The 18,155-nt window shown below is 70.4% G+C and carries 15 protein-coding genes; 10 read left to right on the forward strand and 5 right to left on the reverse strand.

Annotation, left to right across the window (positions count from 1 at the left end; genetic code table 11):
* Nucleotides 1-47: 47 nt before the first annotated feature.
* Nucleotides 48-1,067 carry a LacI family DNA-binding transcriptional regulator gene (locus G5C51_RS04730; protein WP_165232131.1) on the reverse strand — a complete coding sequence of 340 codons (1,020 nt, stop codon included), beginning with the start codon at nucleotides 1,065-1,067 and terminating at the stop codon, nucleotides 48-50.
* Between the two features lie 222 nt (nucleotides 1,068-1,289).
* Between G5C51_RS04730 and G5C51_RS04735 the strand changes: the two genes are divergently transcribed.
* Genes G5C51_RS04735 through G5C51_RS04745 form a run of 3 tightly spaced genes read left to right on the forward strand, consistent with a single transcriptional unit; the run spans nucleotide 1,290 to nucleotide 4,485 of the window.
* Entirely contained in the window at nucleotides 1,290-2,636 is a 1,347-nt protein-coding gene (locus tag G5C51_RS04735; protein ID WP_165232134.1) for an extracellular solute-binding protein, read from the forward strand.
* A gap of 32 nt (nucleotides 2,637-2,668) precedes the next feature.
* Nucleotides 2,669-3,583, forward strand: coding sequence for an ABC transporter permease subunit (locus tag G5C51_RS04740; protein WP_165232137.1), 915 nt, complete (start codon nucleotides 2,669-2,671; stop codon nucleotides 3,581-3,583).
* Nucleotides 3,584-3,585: 2 nt separating this feature from the next.
* Nucleotides 3,586-4,485 carry a carbohydrate ABC transporter permease gene (locus tag G5C51_RS04745; RefSeq protein ID WP_165232141.1) on the forward strand — a complete coding sequence of 300 codons (900 nt, stop codon included), beginning with the start codon at nucleotides 3,586-3,588 and terminating at the stop codon, nucleotides 4,483-4,485.
* A 16-nt stretch (nucleotides 4,486-4,501) separates the two neighbouring features.
* Here the strand turns inward: G5C51_RS04745 and G5C51_RS04750 are convergent, their stop codons facing one another.
* Nucleotides 4,502-5,086, reverse strand: a complete 585-nt coding sequence (locus tag G5C51_RS04750; protein ID WP_165232143.1) for a TIGR03086 family metal-binding protein — start codon at nucleotides 5,084-5,086, stop codon at nucleotides 4,502-4,504.
* 69 nt (nucleotides 5,087-5,155) lie between these two features.
* Between G5C51_RS04750 and G5C51_RS04755 the strand changes: the two genes are divergently transcribed.
* Both G5C51_RS04755 and G5C51_RS04760 read left to right on the forward strand, forming a co-directional pair.
* Entirely contained in the window at nucleotides 5,156-5,968 is an 813-nt protein-coding gene (locus G5C51_RS04755; RefSeq protein WP_165232290.1) for an inositol monophosphatase family protein, read from the forward strand.
* A gap of 76 nt (nucleotides 5,969-6,044) precedes the next feature.
* Entirely contained in the window at nucleotides 6,045-6,731 is a 687-nt protein-coding gene (locus tag G5C51_RS04760; RefSeq protein ID WP_165232146.1) for a hypothetical protein, read from the forward strand.
* Between the two features lie 21 nt (nucleotides 6,732-6,752).
* Here G5C51_RS04760 and G5C51_RS04765 read toward each other — a convergent pair whose 3' ends face one another.
* Complete coding sequence (locus G5C51_RS04765) at nucleotides 6,753-9,155, reverse strand: GH32 C-terminal domain-containing protein (protein WP_165232149.1); 2,403 nt, start codon at nucleotides 9,153-9,155, stop codon at nucleotides 6,753-6,755.
* Between the two features lie 210 nt (nucleotides 9,156-9,365).
* On the opposite strand from G5C51_RS04765, the gene G5C51_RS04770 reads away from it, so the two are divergent.
* The 5 genes from G5C51_RS04770 to G5C51_RS04790 all read left to right on the forward strand — a co-directional run bounded on the left by G5C51_RS04770 (nucleotide 9,366) and on the right by G5C51_RS04790 (nucleotide 15,019).
* The gene (locus G5C51_RS04770; protein WP_165232152.1) at nucleotides 9,366-10,403 is read left to right on the forward strand and encodes a LacI family DNA-binding transcriptional regulator; all 1,038 of its coding nucleotides are present in this window, start codon (nucleotides 9,366-9,368) and stop codon (nucleotides 10,401-10,403) included.
* 84 nt (nucleotides 10,404-10,487) lie between these two features.
* Nucleotides 10,488-11,816: an ABC transporter substrate-binding protein gene (locus G5C51_RS04775; protein WP_165232155.1), complete on the forward strand. Its 1,329-nt coding sequence runs from the start codon at nucleotides 10,488-10,490 to the stop codon at nucleotides 11,814-11,816.
* A 271-nt stretch (nucleotides 11,817-12,087) separates the two neighbouring features.
* Nucleotides 12,088-12,741 (forward strand): ABC transporter permease subunit, encoded by a 654-nt coding sequence (locus tag G5C51_RS04780; RefSeq protein ID WP_206313413.1) that lies wholly within the window; start codon nucleotides 12,088-12,090, stop codon nucleotides 12,739-12,741.
* A complete protein-coding gene (locus G5C51_RS04785) occupies nucleotides 12,738-13,574 on the forward strand; it encodes a carbohydrate ABC transporter permease (protein WP_165232158.1) in 837 nt (278 codons plus the stop codon). The genes G5C51_RS04780 and G5C51_RS04785 overlap by 4 nt, the downstream gene beginning before the upstream one ends.
* A complete protein-coding gene (locus tag G5C51_RS04790; protein ID WP_165232161.1) occupies nucleotides 13,571-15,019 on the forward strand; it encodes a GH32 C-terminal domain-containing protein in 1,449 nt (482 codons plus the stop codon). Before G5C51_RS04785 ends, G5C51_RS04790 begins: the two co-directional genes overlap by 4 nt.
* A gap of 61 nt (nucleotides 15,020-15,080) precedes the next feature.
* Here the strand turns inward: G5C51_RS04790 and G5C51_RS04795 are convergent, their stop codons facing one another.
* Nucleotides 15,081-16,034 (reverse strand): carbohydrate kinase family protein, encoded by a 954-nt coding sequence (locus G5C51_RS04795; protein WP_165232164.1) that lies wholly within the window; start codon nucleotides 16,032-16,034, stop codon nucleotides 15,081-15,083.
* A gap of 33 nt (nucleotides 16,035-16,067) precedes the next feature.
* On the reverse strand, nucleotides 16,068-18,095 hold the full coding sequence (locus G5C51_RS04800) for a glycoside hydrolase family 32 protein (RefSeq protein WP_165232168.1): 2,028 nt from the start codon (nucleotides 18,093-18,095) through the stop codon (nucleotides 16,068-16,070).
* Between the last annotated feature and the right edge of the window lie 60 nt (nucleotides 18,096-18,155).

The following is an 18,155-nucleotide window of genomic DNA, read 5'->3' on the forward strand; positions in this document are numbered from 1 at the left end:
GTGGTGCGGGAGGTGTGGGGCTGACCACCCGCATCAACCCACCGGTCTCACAGTCGCGTTGACTCCCGCACCACCAGCTCGTACTCCGCCCGGATCGTGGCGTGCGGAGCCTCGGCGCCGCCCGCCACCCGGCCCTCGATCCGCGCCAGCAGCGCCTCGACCGCGAGCCGGGCCAGCTGCCGCTTGTCGGGCGCGATGGTGGTGAGCGACGGGACGGCGAACTGCGCCTCCTCGATGTCGTCGAAGCCGACGAGCGCGAGGTCACGCGGGATGTCCAGGCCGCGCTCGTGGGCGGCGCGCAGCGCGCCGGTGGCCAGCAGGTCGGTGAAGCAGAAGACCGCGTCCGGCGGCTCGGGCAGCTCCAGCAGCGACCGCATCACCTCGGCGCCGGCCGCGCGGGTGTAGGTGGGGACGGGCGGGGCGAGCCGCTCCTCGTAGCCGATCCCGGCCTCCTTCAGCGCCTGTACGTAACCGTCGAGGCGCTGCTGGGAGGTCGCGTGCGGCGTCTGCTCGCGGCCGATCGCGGCGATCCGGCGGCAGCCGAGGGAGAGCAGGTGGGCGGTGGCCTCGCGGGCGGCGGCGACGTTGTCGATGAGGACGTGGTCGGCGGGGACCTCGTAGTCACGCTCGCCGAGCAGGACCAGGGGCACGCGGTGCTCGCGGCCCGCGAGTTGGGACTGGTCGAGGCGGAGCGGGGAGAGCAGCACGCCGTCGATGAGCGGGTCGGACAGGCCGCAGGCGACGCGGAGTTCCTCGTCGGCGTCGCCGCCGGTGTCCTCGATCAGCACCGTGCAGCCGCGCTCCTTGGCGGCGGCGATGACCGCGGTGGCCAGCTCGGCGAAGTACGGGGCGACGAGCTCGGGCACCGCCAGGGCGATGATGCCGCTGCGGCCCGTACGCAGATGGCGGGCGGAGGCGTTGGGCGTATAGCCGAGCTCGTCGATCGCGCGCAGCACGCGTTCGCGCGTCGGCTCGGCGACGCGGGCGGAGCCGCGTACGACGTTGGACACCGTTTTGATCGATACGCCGGCCGCTTCGGCGACGTCCTTCAGGCGGGCACCGGCCAAGGCTTTCCGCACCTACTTCCCTAACCCGTTGGCGTCAGCGTACGCCCAGGTCCGTAACTTGCGTTCCGTGGATCATACGGGCGAGGGGAAGTTGGTCCGACGCGAGGTGTTGACGCCGCGGCCCCCCATAGGTAAACGTTGCAAAATCGTCGACCAGTTCTTTGAGCGATCGCCCTGCTCGCGTCGATTACAACGTTGTAACGGTGGAAGGGACATCCACTCATGACGGACCACGCACTCTCGCGGCGCGGCCTGCTGCGCGGCGGCGCGGCACTCGCGGCCGCCGCCGCGTCCGCGACCGCGCTGAGCGGTTGCGGCAACACGATTGCGCAAGGGTTCACGGGGGCACCCCCGGCGAGCCGGCGGGTGAACTTCTGGAACCCGTTCACCGGCGGGGACGGAGCCCGCATGGTCGCGATGGTGGACGCGTACAAGAAGGCGCATCCGCGGAACACCCTGAAGGCGACCACGTTCGTCTGGGGTAATCCGTACTACACCAAGCTCTCCCTCTCCGCCGTCGGCGACCGGCCGCCGCAGGTGGCGATCGCGCATCTGTCGAAGGTGCCGGTGCTCGCCGAGGCGGGGCTGCTCCGCGAGCTGCGGGAGGACGAGCTGGCGAAGCACGGCATGACGCCGGACAAGTTCGATACGAAGCCGTGGAAGAAGGCGCATTACGGCGGCAAGCTGCAGGCCGTCCCGCTGGATACGCACCCGTTCGTCCTCTACAGCCGCACCGACCTGGCGAAGAAGGCCGGACTGCTGGACGGGGACGGGAAGTTGACCGATCTCGACGGCCCGGACAAGTTCATCGACGCGCTGAAGGCGATGCAGGAGGTGACGAAGGGCTTCGGCCTGGCGATCGCCTCCAACAAGGACCCGTCCACCCAGTTCCGGCTCTTCTACTCCTTCTACCGGCAGCTCGGCGGCACCCCGCTGGTCACGGACAACGGCCTCACGGTGCAGGTCGACATGGCGGCCGCGGAAGAGGCGCTCGCCTTCATCCGGCGGCTGGCCACGGAGAAGGTCGTCCCGACCGGCTCGGACGGAGCGGGCGCCATCACCATGCTGACCACGGGCAAGGCGGGGTTCCTCTTCGACGGGGTCTGGCAGGTCATCTCCGTGCAGGAGTCGAAGGTGAAGTTCGACATGCAGCCGGTCCCGCGCATCTTCTCGGACGCGCCGTACGCCTGCTTCGCCGACTCGCACGCACTGGTGCTGCCGAAGGCGTCGACCGAGGAAGCGCAACGGCTGGACCTGAGCCTGCAGTTCTGCGGCTCGCTGCTGCAGTCGAGCGCGGAATGGGCCGCCGGTGGGCATGTGCCTGCCTGGCTGCCGACGCAGCAGTCGGCCGCGTACAAGAAGCTCGAGCCGCAGTCGCACTACACCGCCGCGGCCGACGGTGCGGTCTACGACCCGGTCGCCTGGTACGGCGGCGCGGGCAGCAACCTGCAGGTCGAGGTGGGCGACGCGACCATCGGCGCGTTGAAGGGCTACCTGTCCCCCAAGGCCGGTGCCGAACGGATCCGCAGCGAGCTGAAGAAGCTCGCTTCCGTCGAATCCCCGATCTGATTCCGCCGAGCTGAGGACGAAAGGCATCTGCCGTGGCGAGCACCCTGGGCACAGCTAGCCCCCAACGCGCGAGCCGGACCAGCCGCTGGGCCGGTCCCGGCCTGATCGCCCCGTTCGCGATCTTCTACGTCATCTTTCTGGTCGGCCCGCTGATCTACACCTTCATCGCCGGCTTCTTCAACGGCAGCCTGCTGAAGACCGGCATGGGCGACTGGGTGGGCTTCACGAACTACGGGGATGTGCTGGCCGACAGCGAGTTCTGGCGCACGCTGGGGCACACGCTGTGGTTCACCGTGCTGACCACCATCCCGCTGGTGCTGATGGCGCTGGTGCTGGCGATCCTGGCGGACCGGTTCGTCCGCGGCCGGTGGTTCATCCGCTTCGCGTTCTTCGCGCCGTACGTGATCCCCTCCGCCGCCATCTCGCTGATCTTCCTGTGGGGCATCCTCGCCGACCAGACAGGTCCCGCCTTCGAGGTCGTGCAGTGGTTCGGCATCACCCCGCCGTCCTGGCTGGGCGACCCGAACTGGGCGATGTATTCGATCGCCGGCGTCACCGTCTGGTGGACGCTCGGCTTCAACTTCGTGCTGTACATCGCCGCGCTGCAGGAGATTCCGCGTGATGTGCACGAGGCCTCGGCCATCGACGGGGCCGGCCCGTGGCAGCGCATCCGGCACATCGTGGTGCCGATGCTGGCCCGCACCACGGTTCTGGTGGTGGTGCTGCAGATCGTCGCCTCGCTGAAGGTGTTCGACCAGATCTACATGATCACGGGTGGCGGCCCGGACGGCTCGACCCGCCCGACGCTGCAGCTCATCGTGGACACCGGCTTCACCGACGGCCGCACCGGCTACGCCTCCGTGGTCTCGCTCTTCCTCTTCCTCGTCATCCTGGCGTTCTCTCTCGTCTGGTTCGCCGTCGCCCGCCGCAATCAGAAGGAGAGCTGACGATGACCTCCCTGACCGACGGCGCCACCACCGTCACCGCTCCTGCCACCGACACCCCGGCCGCCGTCCCGGACCGCCGCATCGACTCCGAGAAGCTCTTCAACCGGGTCGCGCTGGGCGTGCTGATCGCCTTCGCGCTGCTGTGGCTGATCCCGCTGGTCTACGCCGTGCTCATCTCCGTGCGGCCGACCAGCGAGGTGCTGGCCGATCCCTCGTCCTGGTTCACGTCGAACCCGACCTTCGACGCGTACGACTCGCTCTTCGACAAGGGCAACATCCTCTACTGGTACGCGAACAGCTTCATCACCTCGGCGCTCACCACGGTGATCACGGTGGTGGCCGCGTCGATGGCCGCCTTCGCGCTGTCGCAGGTGCGGTTCCGCTTCCGGCAGGGCGTCAACATGCTGCTGCTCGCCGGGATCATGATCCCGATGCAGGTGCTGATGATCCCGCAGTTCCTGACCCTGGAGTCGGCCGGGCTGCTCAACACGTACTGGGGTGTGGTCCTGCCGCAGGTGCCCAATGTCGTGGCGGTCTTCGTCTTCAAGACGTTCTTCGACGGCATTCCGCGGGAGCTGATCGAGGCGGCGCGGGCGGACGGTGCCGGGTGGCTGCGCACGTACTGGCAGATCGTGATGCCGATATCGCGGCCCGCGGTCTCGGCCGTGACGATCTTCGTCTTCGTGCATGTGTGGAACAACTTCCTGTGGCCGCTGCTGGTGGTCACCGACCCGGAGATGATGACGCTGCCCGTCGGCCTCAACTCCGTGCAGGACGCCTTCGGGGTGCCCCTGCCGCAGCTGATGGCGTCCGCGGTGCTGGGCGCGATCCCGCTGCTGGTGGTATTCGCGCTGTTCCAGCGGCGGATCGTGTCGGGCATCGCCGGCATGGGCCTGAAGTAACCACCAGCCTGGCCGGTTACGGCCGGCGCCCCAGGTAGGCGGCCAGCCGGCTGTAAACGTCGGCGTCGTCGGGCGCCGGCACGGCCGGGCTGAACGGGCCCCGCTCGCTGCGCTCCTCCGGCGGCGCGAACGCCGAGAACGCCTCGAGCGCCTGCGCGGCGAGGTCGGGATCGAGTCCGGCGAGTCGCCCGGTGGCATGCGCGAGGTCCCAGGAGTGCACGGTGAACTCGTGGGTGTAGGCATCGAGGGCGGTCCGGCCGGGCAGCGTGGCCCACGGCAGCTCGACCATCCGGTCGAGCTGCCCGTCATCGGCCCACACCCGCTCGACCTCGCCGCGGGCCCGGGCGAACTCGTCCGCCCAGCCGTCATCGGCGACGCCCTCGATCACATCGGGGACCTCGCGCGCGTCGCGTCCGGTGCCGACACGATCGAGCTTGTGCAGCACGGAGACGATGTGCCCGAGCAGCGCGCGAACGTCGTACTCGGTGCAGGGAGTGCGGCTGTTCAGCTCATCGGGACGTACCGCCGCGACCTGCTGCTCGGCTTGGTCAAGGGCCCTGGCGAACGTCGGACGCGGGTCGTGGAGCGGCTCAGCTGTCATGATCCGGAGGCTACAAGGGACCACTGACAGGCCGGGGCGGGCGGCCGTCCCGGTACTGTGCTCGCTGTGATCAAGTCAGCTGCTGCCGGTTCCGAGGATTCCGACGTCGCGATAGCGGCCGTACGTGCCGGCGCGGATGTGGTCCGCGAGCTGTACGGCGGGCGGCTTGGTCGTATCGACAAAGGGGGCGGGGACTTCGCCACTGAGGCCGATGTGGCCGCCGAGAAGGCGATCCTCGACGTCATTCGGGACCGGCGGCCGGACGACGCGGTGCTCGGTGAGGAAGGCGGGCAGCAGGGTGCCGTCGGTGCCGGGCGGCAGTGGCTGGTGGATCCGCTCTGCGGCACGCTCAACTACGCCGTCGGGAACATGATCGTGGCCGTCAATGTGGCGCTGCGGGGCGGCGCGGCGGCGGTCGCGGACCCGTTCAGCGGTGAGGTCTTCGCGACGGACGGCGAGCGGGCGTGGGTGTGCGGCCGGGACGGTGCCGACGCCCCGCTGGCACCCACCTCCGCCACCACGCTCGTGGACGTGGATCTCGACCCGCCGTTCCCGAGTGCCCCCGGCTTCCGGGCCGTTGACCTGCTGGCCCATCCGGGCTTCGGCGAACGCTTCCGCCCACGCGTCGTCTCCTCGACGATCGCCCTGGCCTGGGTCGCGGCCGGGAAGCGGGCGGCGTACGTCACGGACGGCGGCGATCTGTCCGGCAGCGTGCACTTCGCCGCGGGGATCGCACTGTGCCGGGCGGCGGGGTGCACGGTGACGGGGATCGACGGCGGCCCGGTCGGCGAGGGCGGCCGGGGGCTCGTAGCGGCCGCGGACGCCGAGACGCACGCGCGGCTGATGTCGCTGATCCGCGACGTGTCCGCCCGCGGCGAATAGCCCGCCCCGCCACCACAACCATTCGCCGCCCGTACGCGTCCACCCTCCACCAGGCGCGGGTGGGGGGTGGTGGGCCGTGCAGTTGATCGAGACTACGGAGTTGGGCATGCGCTCGGCGGTGTGGGTGCTGGCCCGGGGCGGCGTGCCGCTGAAGTTCCGGATCTTTCCGATGGTGCACCTCGGGCAGCAGACGTTCTACGACGAGGTGAGCCGGCAGCTGGCGGGCTGCGACATGATCGTGATGGAGGGGTGGGGCGAGGAGCCGGCCCCCGGCTGGTTCACCCGCGGGTACCGCCGGATCAGGCACTTACGCCGCGAGGACTTCGTCTACCAGAACCTGCGGCTGCCGGAGCGGGTGCCGGTCGTCTGGCCCGACCTGGACGATCTCGACCCGGACCGGCCCCCGCGCCCGCGGTGGATGCGGCTGGCCTTCGTCGCGCTCATCCCCGTACTGCCGCTGCTCTACCTCTGGTTCCTGCTCCGCGGCCGCGCCCGGCTGGCGGCGGACTTCATGGGCCACGACGTGAACGACGACACCTCGTACCACACCGAGCCGACGCTCCTCGACCCCCTGATCCTCGAGGACCGGGACGTCCGCCTGGTGGCCACGCTGCTCCGCATCTACGAGGCCCACGAAATGGACGCCATGGAGGTCGCCGTCGTCTACGGCGCCCACCACATGGGCGCCGTAGTCCACGCCCTGAACGCCGCCCACGGCTACCGCCCGACGGGCGGTGACTGGCTGGTGGTGATGGCGCCGTGAGCAGCGCCGGCCTCAGCTGCCTCAGACAGCCATGCCTCCCATCTTCCAGACCGTCAAGGACGTGACGGTGCTGCCCTCGCCGAAGAGCTGCAGGCCGAGCGCGTCCGTGCGGGAGGAGTACGCCCTGGTGGTGATGGAGCGGTGGGCGTTCGCGTACGCCTCGATGATGGAGCGGTCGACGAACACCTCCAGGGTCAGCTTGCCGTCGGCGAGGGCCAGCGGGCCCTTCTGGATGCCGAGGTCGGGCACGGCGCTGGAGACGTTTCCGGTCTTGGTCCGGTCCACGCCGAGCTCCTTGGCCGACGTGTCGTAGAAGAGGCGGGTGCGTTCCTCGTCCCCCGGGCTGCGCAGCACGTCGAGGCCGAACTTCGCGGCGTCGCCCGCTGCCATCGTCAGCTTGATGTGCAGCAGGTCTCCCTTGACGGCGGCGAGCTTGGCGTTCGCGTCCGACAGTGAGGTGGAGCTGTCGATGTGCACGAGTGCCGCGCCGTCGTGGAGTTCGGCCACCTCGGCCACGGGCCGGAAGGCGAGGTCGCCGTCGGCCCGCTGGGACAGCACGATCGGGAGTCCGGCGTTGTGCGCCCACCCGGCGTCGTAGTGGCCCTGCTCGGAGCGGCGGTCCTGGGCGATGGTGAAGACCAGCGAGCGGCCCTTGTCGTCGACCATGCCGCTCGGGCCGGTGAAGTGCTCGCCGTAGTCGAGCAGCCGCGGCTCGGTGTCGTCGGGGGTCCAGGTGCGGGAGCTGCCGTCCCAGACGCCGACCCAGTAGAAGGTGAACTTGCTGCTGTACTCGCCTGGGCCGGCGGGGAAGGCGGGATTGACCAGCAGCGCGAAGCGCCGTCGGCCCTGTGCGTCCTCCCCGATCGGCAGGAAGGTCGGCAGCTCCCACACCTGCCCCGTCTTCGGGTACGTGGCCACGTCGCCGGTCATCAGCGGCCCCTCGTACGTCCAGTCGGTGAGGTTCGTGGAGGTGTAGAGGAGTGCCGTGCCGCCGAGGTCGGTGCCCGAGGAGGACTGGACGCCGGAGCCCACCAGCTGGAACCAGGTGCCGCCCTCCTTCCAGACGAACGGGTCCCGGAAGTCGCCGAAGCGGACCTTGCGGTCGGAGCCGACGTCGAGATCCTCCTGCTGGCTGATCACCAGCTCGGGGTGCATCTTCCAGTGCACGAAGTCGGAGTCGGCCGGGTCCGCGGGGCGGGCGAGGCCGACCGCCTGGTTGGGCTTGATCGAGTCGTTGCCGGCGGTGAACAGCAGCGCCGGGAGGCCCTTGTCGTCCAGGGTCGAGGCCCCGGACCAGACGCCGTCGGGAGCCACGCTGTCGGCCGTCGGCGCGAGGGCGACGGGCAGGTCGCGCCAGTGCACCAGGTCCTCGCTGACCGCGTGTCCCCAGCAGATGTTGTGCCAGTACGGGCCGTGGGAGTTGTGCTGGTAGAAGAGGTGGTACTTGCCGTCGACCTGGATGGGGGCGTGCGGTTCGTTCATCCAGTGCTCGGGCGCGGTGAAGTGGAAGGCGGGACGGTAGCGGTCGCCTTCGTACCGTGAGCGCTTCATCGCCATGGCGGCCTTGGGGATCGTGCCGCCGGAGAAGGTCTTCAGGTCCGCCTCGTGCCCGGCCTTGACCTCGGCGCCGCTGAGCGCGCCGCCGTGCAGCTTCAGCTCGTCGATCAGGCCGTTGAACATGTTGACCTTGAACGTGCCGTTGATGACGACGGGTTGGTTGTGCTGTCCGACGACCAGCGGCACGTCCGCCTTGCTCAGCCGTGCGGACGACGGGACGGTCTGCTGGGCGACCGATTCACCGTTGAGGTACAGGGCGATCGCGCCGCCGGCGGGGGCGAAGACGGCGGCGATGTGGGCCCACTCGCCCGCGGCCAGGGCGGCGGACTTCGGGGCGGTCGCCGTATGCCAGGCGTCTCCCGTGCCGATCTCGAACGACCAGCCGCCGTGCCGGCCGACGCCCAGGCAGAAGCCGCGCCGGGCGCCCTTGTCCTGCTGGTTGATGATGACGGAGGGCTTGCCCTCGTCGCCCCACTCGAAGGCGCGCGGCGCGACCCAGGCTTCGACGGTGAGGCCGTCCGTGGGCAGCGTGGTCTCGGCGGCTCCGCGCGCTATCCAGGTGGAGTAGCCGTCGAAGAGCAGCGCGCCGGAGAGGACGCCGTCCGCGTCCCGCTTCGGGTTCCACAGCGGGTCGCTGTCCGGCTTGTAGACGGCTTTGTTGAAGACGTAGTTGATCGGGTTCGTGGACTGGGTGACCTTCTCCCGCGTGGTCGCGCCGGCCCCCTCCGGGAAGTCCCAGTGGGCGGCTACGTCCGCGGCGCGCAGCCCGTAAGTGCCGGCCGAGCTCCGGGTGTTCGAGGTGAGCGGTACGAGCGCGCCGCCGACGGCAGCGGCGGACAGGACGCGGAGGACATTCCTTCGCTTCATGAGCGGCTCCTGAGTGGACGGTCGTGCAAAATCGGTTTAACTCTGCGGACGGCACGCATCGTTCGACCCGTCGAGCTGCTAACGCAAGAGCTAACGCACAGCTGGTTACGTAAGCGTGTCGAAGTATGTCCGGGGCGTTGACACGACGTGGCGCGCGCAGCATCCTCGTCTCGCACTTGCTAATCCGATTTAACGGAGGTCGAGCAGCCGATGCCCGCGAACCGCGTGACCATGGCCGACGTCGCCCGCCGCGCGGGGGTGTCCCCGACCACCGCGTCCTTCGCGCTGTCCGGCCGTACCGACATGCGGATCTCGGACGCGGCCCGTAACAAGGTCCTGGAGGCGGCGGCCGAGCTGGGCTACCGGCCCAACGCCACGGCGCGCAGCCTGCGTACGAAGTCCAGCCAGACCATCGGCTTCGTCTCCGACGCCATCACCACGACGCCCTTCGCGGGCGAGGTGATCCGCGGGGCGCTGGAGGCGGCGCGGGCGAAGGAGCACCTGCTCTTCATCACGGAGACGGGCGGCGACCGGGCGGTGGAGTCCGGCCTCGTCAACGGCCTGCTGGACCGGCAGGTAGACGCGGTGATCTATGCCGCGATGTACACCCACTACGTCACCCCTCCCCCGGAGTTGCACGGCCGCCGCGTCGTGCTGCTCAACTGCCTGGCCCCCGGCTTCGACGCGCCGTCGGTGATCCCGGACGAGATCGAGGCCGGCCGGACCGCCGGACGCGCGCTGCTGGCCGCGGGGCACACCGACGGGATCTGGGCCATCGGCGGCCATCAGGCGGTCCCCGCCACTCCGGACGGCATCTTCGCCGGGATCGAGCGCATGCGCGGGCTGCAGGAAGTCTTCCGGGACGCGGGGGCCCGGCTCAACGGCGTGGCCGAATGCGACTGGAACACCGAGGACGGCTACCGGGAAGTGGGCCGGCTGCTCGCCGAGGGCCACCGGCCGCGCGCGCTGGTGTGCTCCACCGACCGGGTGTCCTTCGGCGCCTACCAGGCGCTCGCCGAGGCCGGACTGTCCGTCCCGCGGGACGTCTCCATCGTGTCCTTCGACGACCAGGACATCGCCGGCTGGCTCAAGCCCGCCCTCACCACGGTCGCCCTGCCCCACCACGAACTCGGCCGCCGGGCCGTCGAGCTGATCCTCGAGGACGGCCCGCTGAGCGCGTCGAGCCACCGCGTGCCCATGCCGCTGCGGGAACGCGACTCCATCGGGCCTGCCCGGCCCGCGAACTGATACCTGCACATCCGGTGGGGCCGGGCTGCCACCCGGCCCCACCGCAGTCCATCCGGCTCTCACTCACAGAACGGACGAACCTCAATGCGCAGAACCATCGTAGTCGCGGCCTGCGCCGCCCTGGGACTGACGGCCGGCGGTTGCTCGGGAGCGGGCGACACCGCCGCCTCGGGCGGCTCGTCCTGCGACGGGAAGATCGACGGAAAGCGGACGATCAGCACCTTCTATCACGGCGGAGGAGCCGAGAAGAAGACGTTCCTGAAGGTGGTCGACTCCTTCAACAAGAGCCAGGACAAGGTCACCGTCAAGGTGCAGAGCGTCCCCGAGGGCACGTACAACGACGCCGTGCAGGCCGCCTCCGCCTCGGACAAGCTGCCGGACGTCCTCGACTTCGACGGGCCCAACCTCTACAACTACGCCTGGAATCAGGACCTGATACCGCTCGACGACTGCCTGAAGGCGAAGACCCGCAAGGACCTGCTGCCCTCGATCGTCCAGCAGGGCACGTACCAGAAGAAGCTGTACGGGGTCGGCGCCTTCGACTCCGGCGTCGTCCTGTACGCGTACAAGTCCGCCCTCGAGAAGGCCGGCGCCCGCATCCCGAAGGGGGTCGACGACGCCTGGACCGCCGCCGAGTTCACCGACATTCTCGGCAAGCTGCAGAAGGCGGGCTACGACCGGCCGCTCGACCCGCACATGTGGTACGGGCGCCAGGGCGAGTGGTTCTCGTACGCCTTCAGCCCCATCGTCCAGTCCGCGGGCGGCGATCTGATCGACCGCGACGGCTACCGGACGGCGGCGGGGGCGCTGGACAAGCCCGAGGTCGTCAAGGCGATGAAGATCTTCCAGTCCTGGTACACGAAGAAGTACGTGAACACCGAGGCCCAGGACGACACCCCGTTCCTGAAGAAGACCAGCCCGATCGCCTGGAACGGCATGTGGGCGTACAAGAACGGCTACAAGAAGGCGGCCGGCGACGACCTCGCGGTCATCCCGCTGCCCGACTTCGGCACCGGGTCGAAGACGGGCATGGGGTCCTGGCAGTTCGGCATCACGCGGAAGGCCGAGGACCCGGACGCGGCCGCGGCATTCCTCGAGTACCTGCTCACCAAGAAGAGCCTGCTGAGCATGTACGGGGCCGTGGGCGCCCCGCCGTCGACCACGGAGGCGCTCGAGGACACCGACATCTACGCCCCCGGCGGCCCGATGAGCCTGGTGACCGACAGCCTCAACAAGGCACCCGAGGTAGCGGTGCCGCGTCCGCAGACCCCGGCGTATCCCACGATCACGCAGGCGTTCTCGCAGGCCGTGGACGACATCAGCCAGGGCAAGGACGTGTCCGGCGCCCTGAAGAAGGCGGTCGACACGATCGACCAGGACATCAAGGACAACGACGGCTACCCCGTCAAGTGAGGCCGGCTGCCATGTCCCGTACCACTCTCGCCAGGGCCGGCGGCGGCCGGGGACGTGCCGCCGCGGTCCTGTTCTCCGCCCCGGCCGTCGCTCTGCTGGCCGTCTTCCTGATCTTCCCGTTCGTCTTCGCGGTCGTTCTGTCGTTCACCAACCAGCGGCTGTCCTCGCCGCTTCCGGTGGAGTTCACCGGCCTGGAGACTATCAGCGCATCTTCACCGACGCGCAGTTCTGGCGCTCGTTCGGCAACAACGCGCTCTTCGCGGCCATCGTCGTGCCCGTACAGACGGGCGCCGCCCTCGCGCTCGCCGTCCTGGTCAACCGGCGGCTGCGGGGCCGGCTGTTCTTCCGTACGGTCTACTTCCTGCCCACCGTGACGGTGATGGCCGTCGCCTCGGTCGTGTGGAAGGTGCTGCTGCTCCCCGACTCCGGCCTCGTCAACGGGGTGCTGGGCACGCTGACCCTGGGACATCTGCAGCCCGGCTGGCTGTCCAGCACGAGCTGGGCCATGCCCGCGATCGTGCTGACCTCGGTCTGGCAGGGCGTCGGCTTCCAGATGGTGATCTTCCTCGCCGGCCTCCAGGCCATCCCCGCTTCGCTGTACGAGGCGGCGCGGGTCGACGGGGCGGGCGCCTGGCAGCAGTTCCGCCATGTCACGCTGCCGGGGCTGCGCAACACCATGGTGTTCGTTATCAATGTGACCGCGATCTTCGCCTTCCGGCTCTTCGATCAGGTCTACATGATGCCGCAGTTCCCGGGCGGGCCTCAGGACTCCACCCGCACGATGATGCTGCAGCTGCTGCAGACCGGATACACCCGGCGCATGATCGGCCAGGCCTCTGCCATCGCCGTCGTCTTCTTCCTGTTCGTACTCGCCGTCACGCTCATCCAGCGCCGGCTCGGCCGTGAGGAGCGCGCCGTCCGATGACCCAGCGTCGTATCCACAACCTTCCGCTGCACTACGCCGTCTCCGGACTCATCGCGCTGGTGATGCTGATCCCGCTGGTCTTCATGTTCGTCGGCGCGCTCAAACCCAACGCCGACGTCCTGGGCGACGGCGGCAGCTGGCGCGCCCTGATCCCGCTGGACCCGACGCTCGACAACTTCACCAGCGCCTGGGAGCGATCCAACTTCGGCCGCCTGCTGCTCAATTCCCTGGTGGTGTGCGGCGCCACGGTCGGCCTCGGCCTCGTCGTCAACAGCATGTTCGGCTACGCGCTGGCCAGGCTGCGCTGGACCGGCCGGAACGTGGTGCTGGCGATCGTCGTCGCGCTCATCATCATCCCGTTCGAGGCGCTCACCATCCCGCTGCTGCTGATGATGACGGAGCTGGGCTGGCTGGACAGCTACCAGGCGCAGATCGTGCCCTTCATCGCCAACCCTTTCTTCATCTACCTCTTCTACTCGTTCTTCCTCGGGATGCCCCGCGAGCTGGAGGAGGCCGCACGGGTGGACGGGGCCGGAGCCTGGCGCACCTTCCGCAGCATCATCGTGCCGCTGTCGAAGCCCGCGTACGCGTCGGTGGCGATCCTCAGCTTTCTGATGACCTGGGGCCAACTGCTGTGGCCGGTCATGGTCACCAGGAGCGAGAGCGTACGGCCGCTGCCGGTGGGCATGTCCGTCTTCCAGACGCTGCCACCTCTGCAATGGGGGGACATCATGGCCTTCGCCGCGATGATGACCGTCCCGACCCTCGTGGTGTTCCTGATCTTCCAGCGCGCGTTCGTGCAGGGTGTGGCGGCACAGGCGGTCAAGGAGTGACCGACGACCGTATCCGGGACCCGCACCTTCCCGAGGTGCACCTGAGGCCGCCGGCCAACTGGATCAACGACCCCAACGGGCTGGTCCACCACGATGGCTGGTACCACGTCTTCTTCCAGCACAATCCGCAGGCGCCCACCCACGACCGCGTCCACTGGGGCCACTACCGCAGCCGGGACCTGTTGCGCTGGGAGCCGCAGCCAATCGCGCTCGCGCCCGAGCTCGGACGGCCCGACGAGGACGGCTGCTTCTCCGGGAACGCCGTCTCGCACAACGGCAGGATCACCGCCTTCTATTCGGCTCACCGCGTCGGCCGTCCCTGGCAGCCGGTGGCCGCGGCCGATTCCGGTCCGGACGGGAGCACGTTCGTCAAGCGCCCCGGACTCGTGGTCCCGGACCCGCCGGCGGGAGTGACGACGTTCCGCGATCCGTACGTATGGCGGGACGGCGACCGCTGGCGGATGCTCGTCGGAGCCGGCTACGCCGACGGTGACGGTGCCGCACTGGCGTACAGCTCACCGGACCTCGCCGACTGGGCCTTCGACGGCCCCCTCCACCGCCGGGCGGACCCGGCCCCTGACGGCTCCGCACTCCGCACGGGGGAAGCCTGGGAGTGCCCCCAGCTGGCCGTCTACGACGACGGCCGGGCCCTGTTGCTCACCAGCGCCTGGTACCAGCGCACGGGCCCGTCGCACGTCGTGGCCTGGGCCGGCCAACGGGACGGCGAGGGCTTCCGGTTCGGGGCCACGAGCCGTTTCGATTACGGACCCGACTTCTACGCCGCCGCCCTGATGCCTGCCCCCGGCGGGCGATGGCTGCTGTGGGGCTGGTCCTGGGAGGCGCGGGAGGAATCGTGCGCGAAGGAGGCCGGCTGGGCCGGGGTCCTGACCGTCCCCCGGGAAGTCACCCTGCGCCCCGACGGAAGCCCGCACCAGGCGCCGGCCCGCGAGCTCGACGGCCTGCGCACGCGCACGTGGCAGCGGGCCATGCGAGCACAGCCAGGGGCCGAATCCGTACTCGGCAGCATCAGCTCCGCGGCCGACATCCGCGTCCGCCTCGGCTTCGGCCGGGACCCGGCCTGGGGGCTGCGGATCATGTGCGGGGAGGGCGGCGCCGGGGACCTCGATTTCCTGGATCTGGAGATCGGCGACGGCTCGTTGACCGTCGACCGCGGGCACGCCTCCACCGATGCGCGCGCCCACGTGGGCGCGTATCGGATGCCGCTGCCCGAACTCGCCCCGGGAGCGGAGCTCGAGCTGCGGATCATCCTGGACCACTCGATCGCGGAGATCTTCAGTGGCACCGGTGAGGCGCTGACGCTCCGCTTCTATCCAGCGCGGTCGGATACGTGGACCGTAGTGTCGCGGGGCCTCGCGAGTGACGCGGTCGAGGTGACCGTGACAGCGCACGGGCTGCGTACGCCCGGCGCCGCCGCTCCCGCGTAAGGCCGCGCGAACTGCCCCTGCGCTCGCGAGCGCAGGGGCAGTTCGCGCGCCGCGCCGTACCTCACCGCGGCGGCGTCGCTCCGCGCACCCCGCACGTGGCCGCCGCCAGCCGGGTGCCCGCCTCCAGCGCCGCCTCCAGCGTCCCGGGGGTGAGCGTGTCCAGCCGCCCGCCGAGGGCTCCTTCGGTGTGCAGGGCGTGCAGCATGCCCGCCGTGAAGGCGTCGCCGGCGCCGACCGTGTCCACCACCGTCGTACGGGGCGCCGGCACCCGCAGCCGTACGCCGTCCAGCGAGGCGAAGGCGCCGTCGGGACCCTGCGTGATCACCACCAGCCGGGCCCCGAGCGCGTGCCACTCGTCCGCGGCCTCGGCCGGGGTCCTTCCCGGCGCCAGGTGCGCCAGGTCGTCGTCGCTGACCCGCAGGATGTCCGCCGCGTCGCACCACGCCGGCAGCCGCTCGCGGTAGCGCCGCGGATCGACCAGCAGGGGGCGGACGTTCGGGTCGACGCTCACCGTGGCGCGCTCGCGCACGTCGTACAGCAGTTGCTCCACCAGCCGGGCGCCCGGCTGCAGGACCAGCGCGAGCGAGCCGGTGTGCAGGCAGGACAGCCGCGCCGGCAGGCCGCCCCGCAGCTCCCCCGTCGTCCACTGCCAGTCCGCGGCCCCCTCGGCGTGGAAGCTGTACACCGCCCGGCCCTCGGCATCGAGGTCGGCCACCGCGAGGGTGCTCGGCTCCGCCGCCTCCGGGCAGCCGGAGAGGTCGACGCCGGAGGCGGCCAGCCGCCCGCGGAAGAGACGGCCGAAGACGTCCCCCGACAGGCGGCCGAGGAAGCGGGTCGAACTGCCGAGACCGGCCAGCGCCGCCGCGGTGTTCGCGGGCCCGCCGCCCGCCATGACCTCCAGACTCAGACCGCTCCCGCCCCCGCCGCCCGGCGCGGGCGATACGGGCACAGCGAAGGCGTCGGCCACGCATTCGCCGAGGACGACGAGCGGGCGGGCGGCGGTCGCGGTAGTCATGTCTGGGCCTTTCGGGGAGGTGTCGGGCAGTGGTTACGACCAGCTCGAGCCCAGCGGCGTCAGCTTCGCGCCGGTGAGCCGCAGGCTGCCGCCCGTAGCGGCGAATTCGACGCCGGTGGATTCGGCGTAGCGGGGGTACACGCGGGCCGTGAGCGTGGCGCCGTCGCCGGTGAAGACCTCCACCGACGAGCGGTCGACGAGGATGTCGAGGCGCAGCACTCCGTCCGCGTCCGGCTCGGCGTGGGTGGTGTACGTATCCCGGGTGCCGTAGCCGGAGCGGGTGGTGTCGAGGGTGAGGGTGCCGGAGGACTTCTCGTAACGCAGCTCGGTGGCCTCGGCCGGGGATGCGTGCAGCCGGACCTTGACGACGTCGGCGCCGGTCCGCTTCAGGTCGATGCCGGCCTGCAGCCGGGCCGTGTCGCCGCGGCCGATCCGCCAGTCGCCGGTCACGGTCTTCGCCCCGACCCGCACCGGGTCGCCCTTCGCCAGCTTCGCCACCTCGGCGACCGGGCGGGCGCCGAGGCCGCCGTCCCGCCGCAGGAACAGTTCGCGGGTCACGGTCTGCGCGCCGGCCCAGCCGTTCACGCGGGTCGGCTCCTTGGCGCTCCAGTCGCTCATCCAGGCCGTCATCAGCTGCCGGCCGCGGTCGTCGGCGTAGACCTGCCCGGCATACGTGTCGCCGCCGCCGTCGAGCACGCCGCGCTTCTCGGCGGTGAACTTCTGCCCGTCGTACGTGCCGACCGCGTACTGCTGCACCGACTTTCCGCCCTCATTGACGGACGTCAGCAACACCCACTTGCCGCCCAGCCGGAACAGGGCCGGGCACTCCCACATCGCACCGTCCGTGCCGTCGCCGCCGGCCAGTACTCCGCTGTACGACCAGTCCTTCAGGTCGTCGGAGGCGTAGAGATGGATCTTTCCCTTGCCGCCGTCGCCGGATCCGACGGCCAGCTTCCAGCGGTCGTCGGTGGGGTCGCGGAAGAGATACGGGTCTCGGAAGCCCGCGGCCGAACCGGGCGGCGGCTCGGCGATCACCGGATTCCCGTCGTACGGGGCGAAGTTGACGCCGTCCTTGCTGGTGGCGATCTCCACCGTCTCCGGGGTGGCCCCCGGATGCGCCGCGGTGTCGGTGAAGCGGGTGTACGCGACCGTGAGCATGCCGTCGTCGTCGACCGCGCTGCCGCTGAAGATGCCGGAGGCGTCGGCCGGGGTGGCCGGAGGCGGCGGCTTCAGCGCCACGGGCAGCTCGCGCCAGTGGACGGCGTCCGGGCTGTCGGCGTGCGCCCAGTGCATCGGGCCCCACTTGGGGGCGTCGGGATAGAACTGGCTGAACAGGTGGTGCCGGCCGCCGAACTGCACCAGCCCGTTGGGGTCGTTGATCCAGCCCTGGTACGGCGTGTAGTGGAACTGCGGGCGGAGCGGGTCGGCCGCGTAGTCGTGCGCGGCGGGCTGGCGGGCCTGACCGAGGGCGCGGAAGGTGAGGCCGTTGTCGTCCTTGGCCGGGTTTTCCGTACGGACGTCGTCGAGACTGATGTGCCCCCAGCCGCCCTTCTTGTCGTCCACCACCTCGAGGTGGACCTGCTCGCCCGCCCATGAGGAGGTGTCCCAGAGGATGCGGACATACGCCTCGTCGTCCAGGCCTGTCTGGCGGGCCAGCACCTTGCCGTCGCGGTCGCGGACCAGGGCGACGTAAAGCTTCTCGGGGTCCCAGCCGCCGGCGACGAGGAAGCCGATGGCGCGGCCGGCGGTGAAGGGCGAGGACGCGAGCCTGCCGGTGGCGTCGTCGCCGGCGGCTGCGAAACCCCACAGGTGGCGGGCGCCGTGCTGGTTGAACGGGCCGCCCCAGTACTCCTTTTCGGCGCTGGCCGAGGCGTCCGAGAAGGCCGTGCCGGACTGGACGGTCCAGCCGGTCAGGTCGCCGGTCTCGAAGTCCGGGTTCTGCGGTCCGGTGGCCCGGGGCTTCGCCTCGGCGGCCGGGGCGAGCAGGGCGGCGAGGGCCGCGGCGGTCGCCAGCAGGGCGGGGGTTCTTCGGTGCAGTGCAGGTGCTTTCCAGCGACTCATCTGGATGACCTTCCGTTGCCGACTCGTTACGAGTGGGGGGCATTGACGTTGCCCGCGGCG

Source organism: Streptomyces coryli (assembly GCF_011044975.1).
GTDB lineage: Bacteria > Actinomycetota > Actinomycetes > Streptomycetales > Streptomycetaceae > Streptomyces > Streptomyces coryli.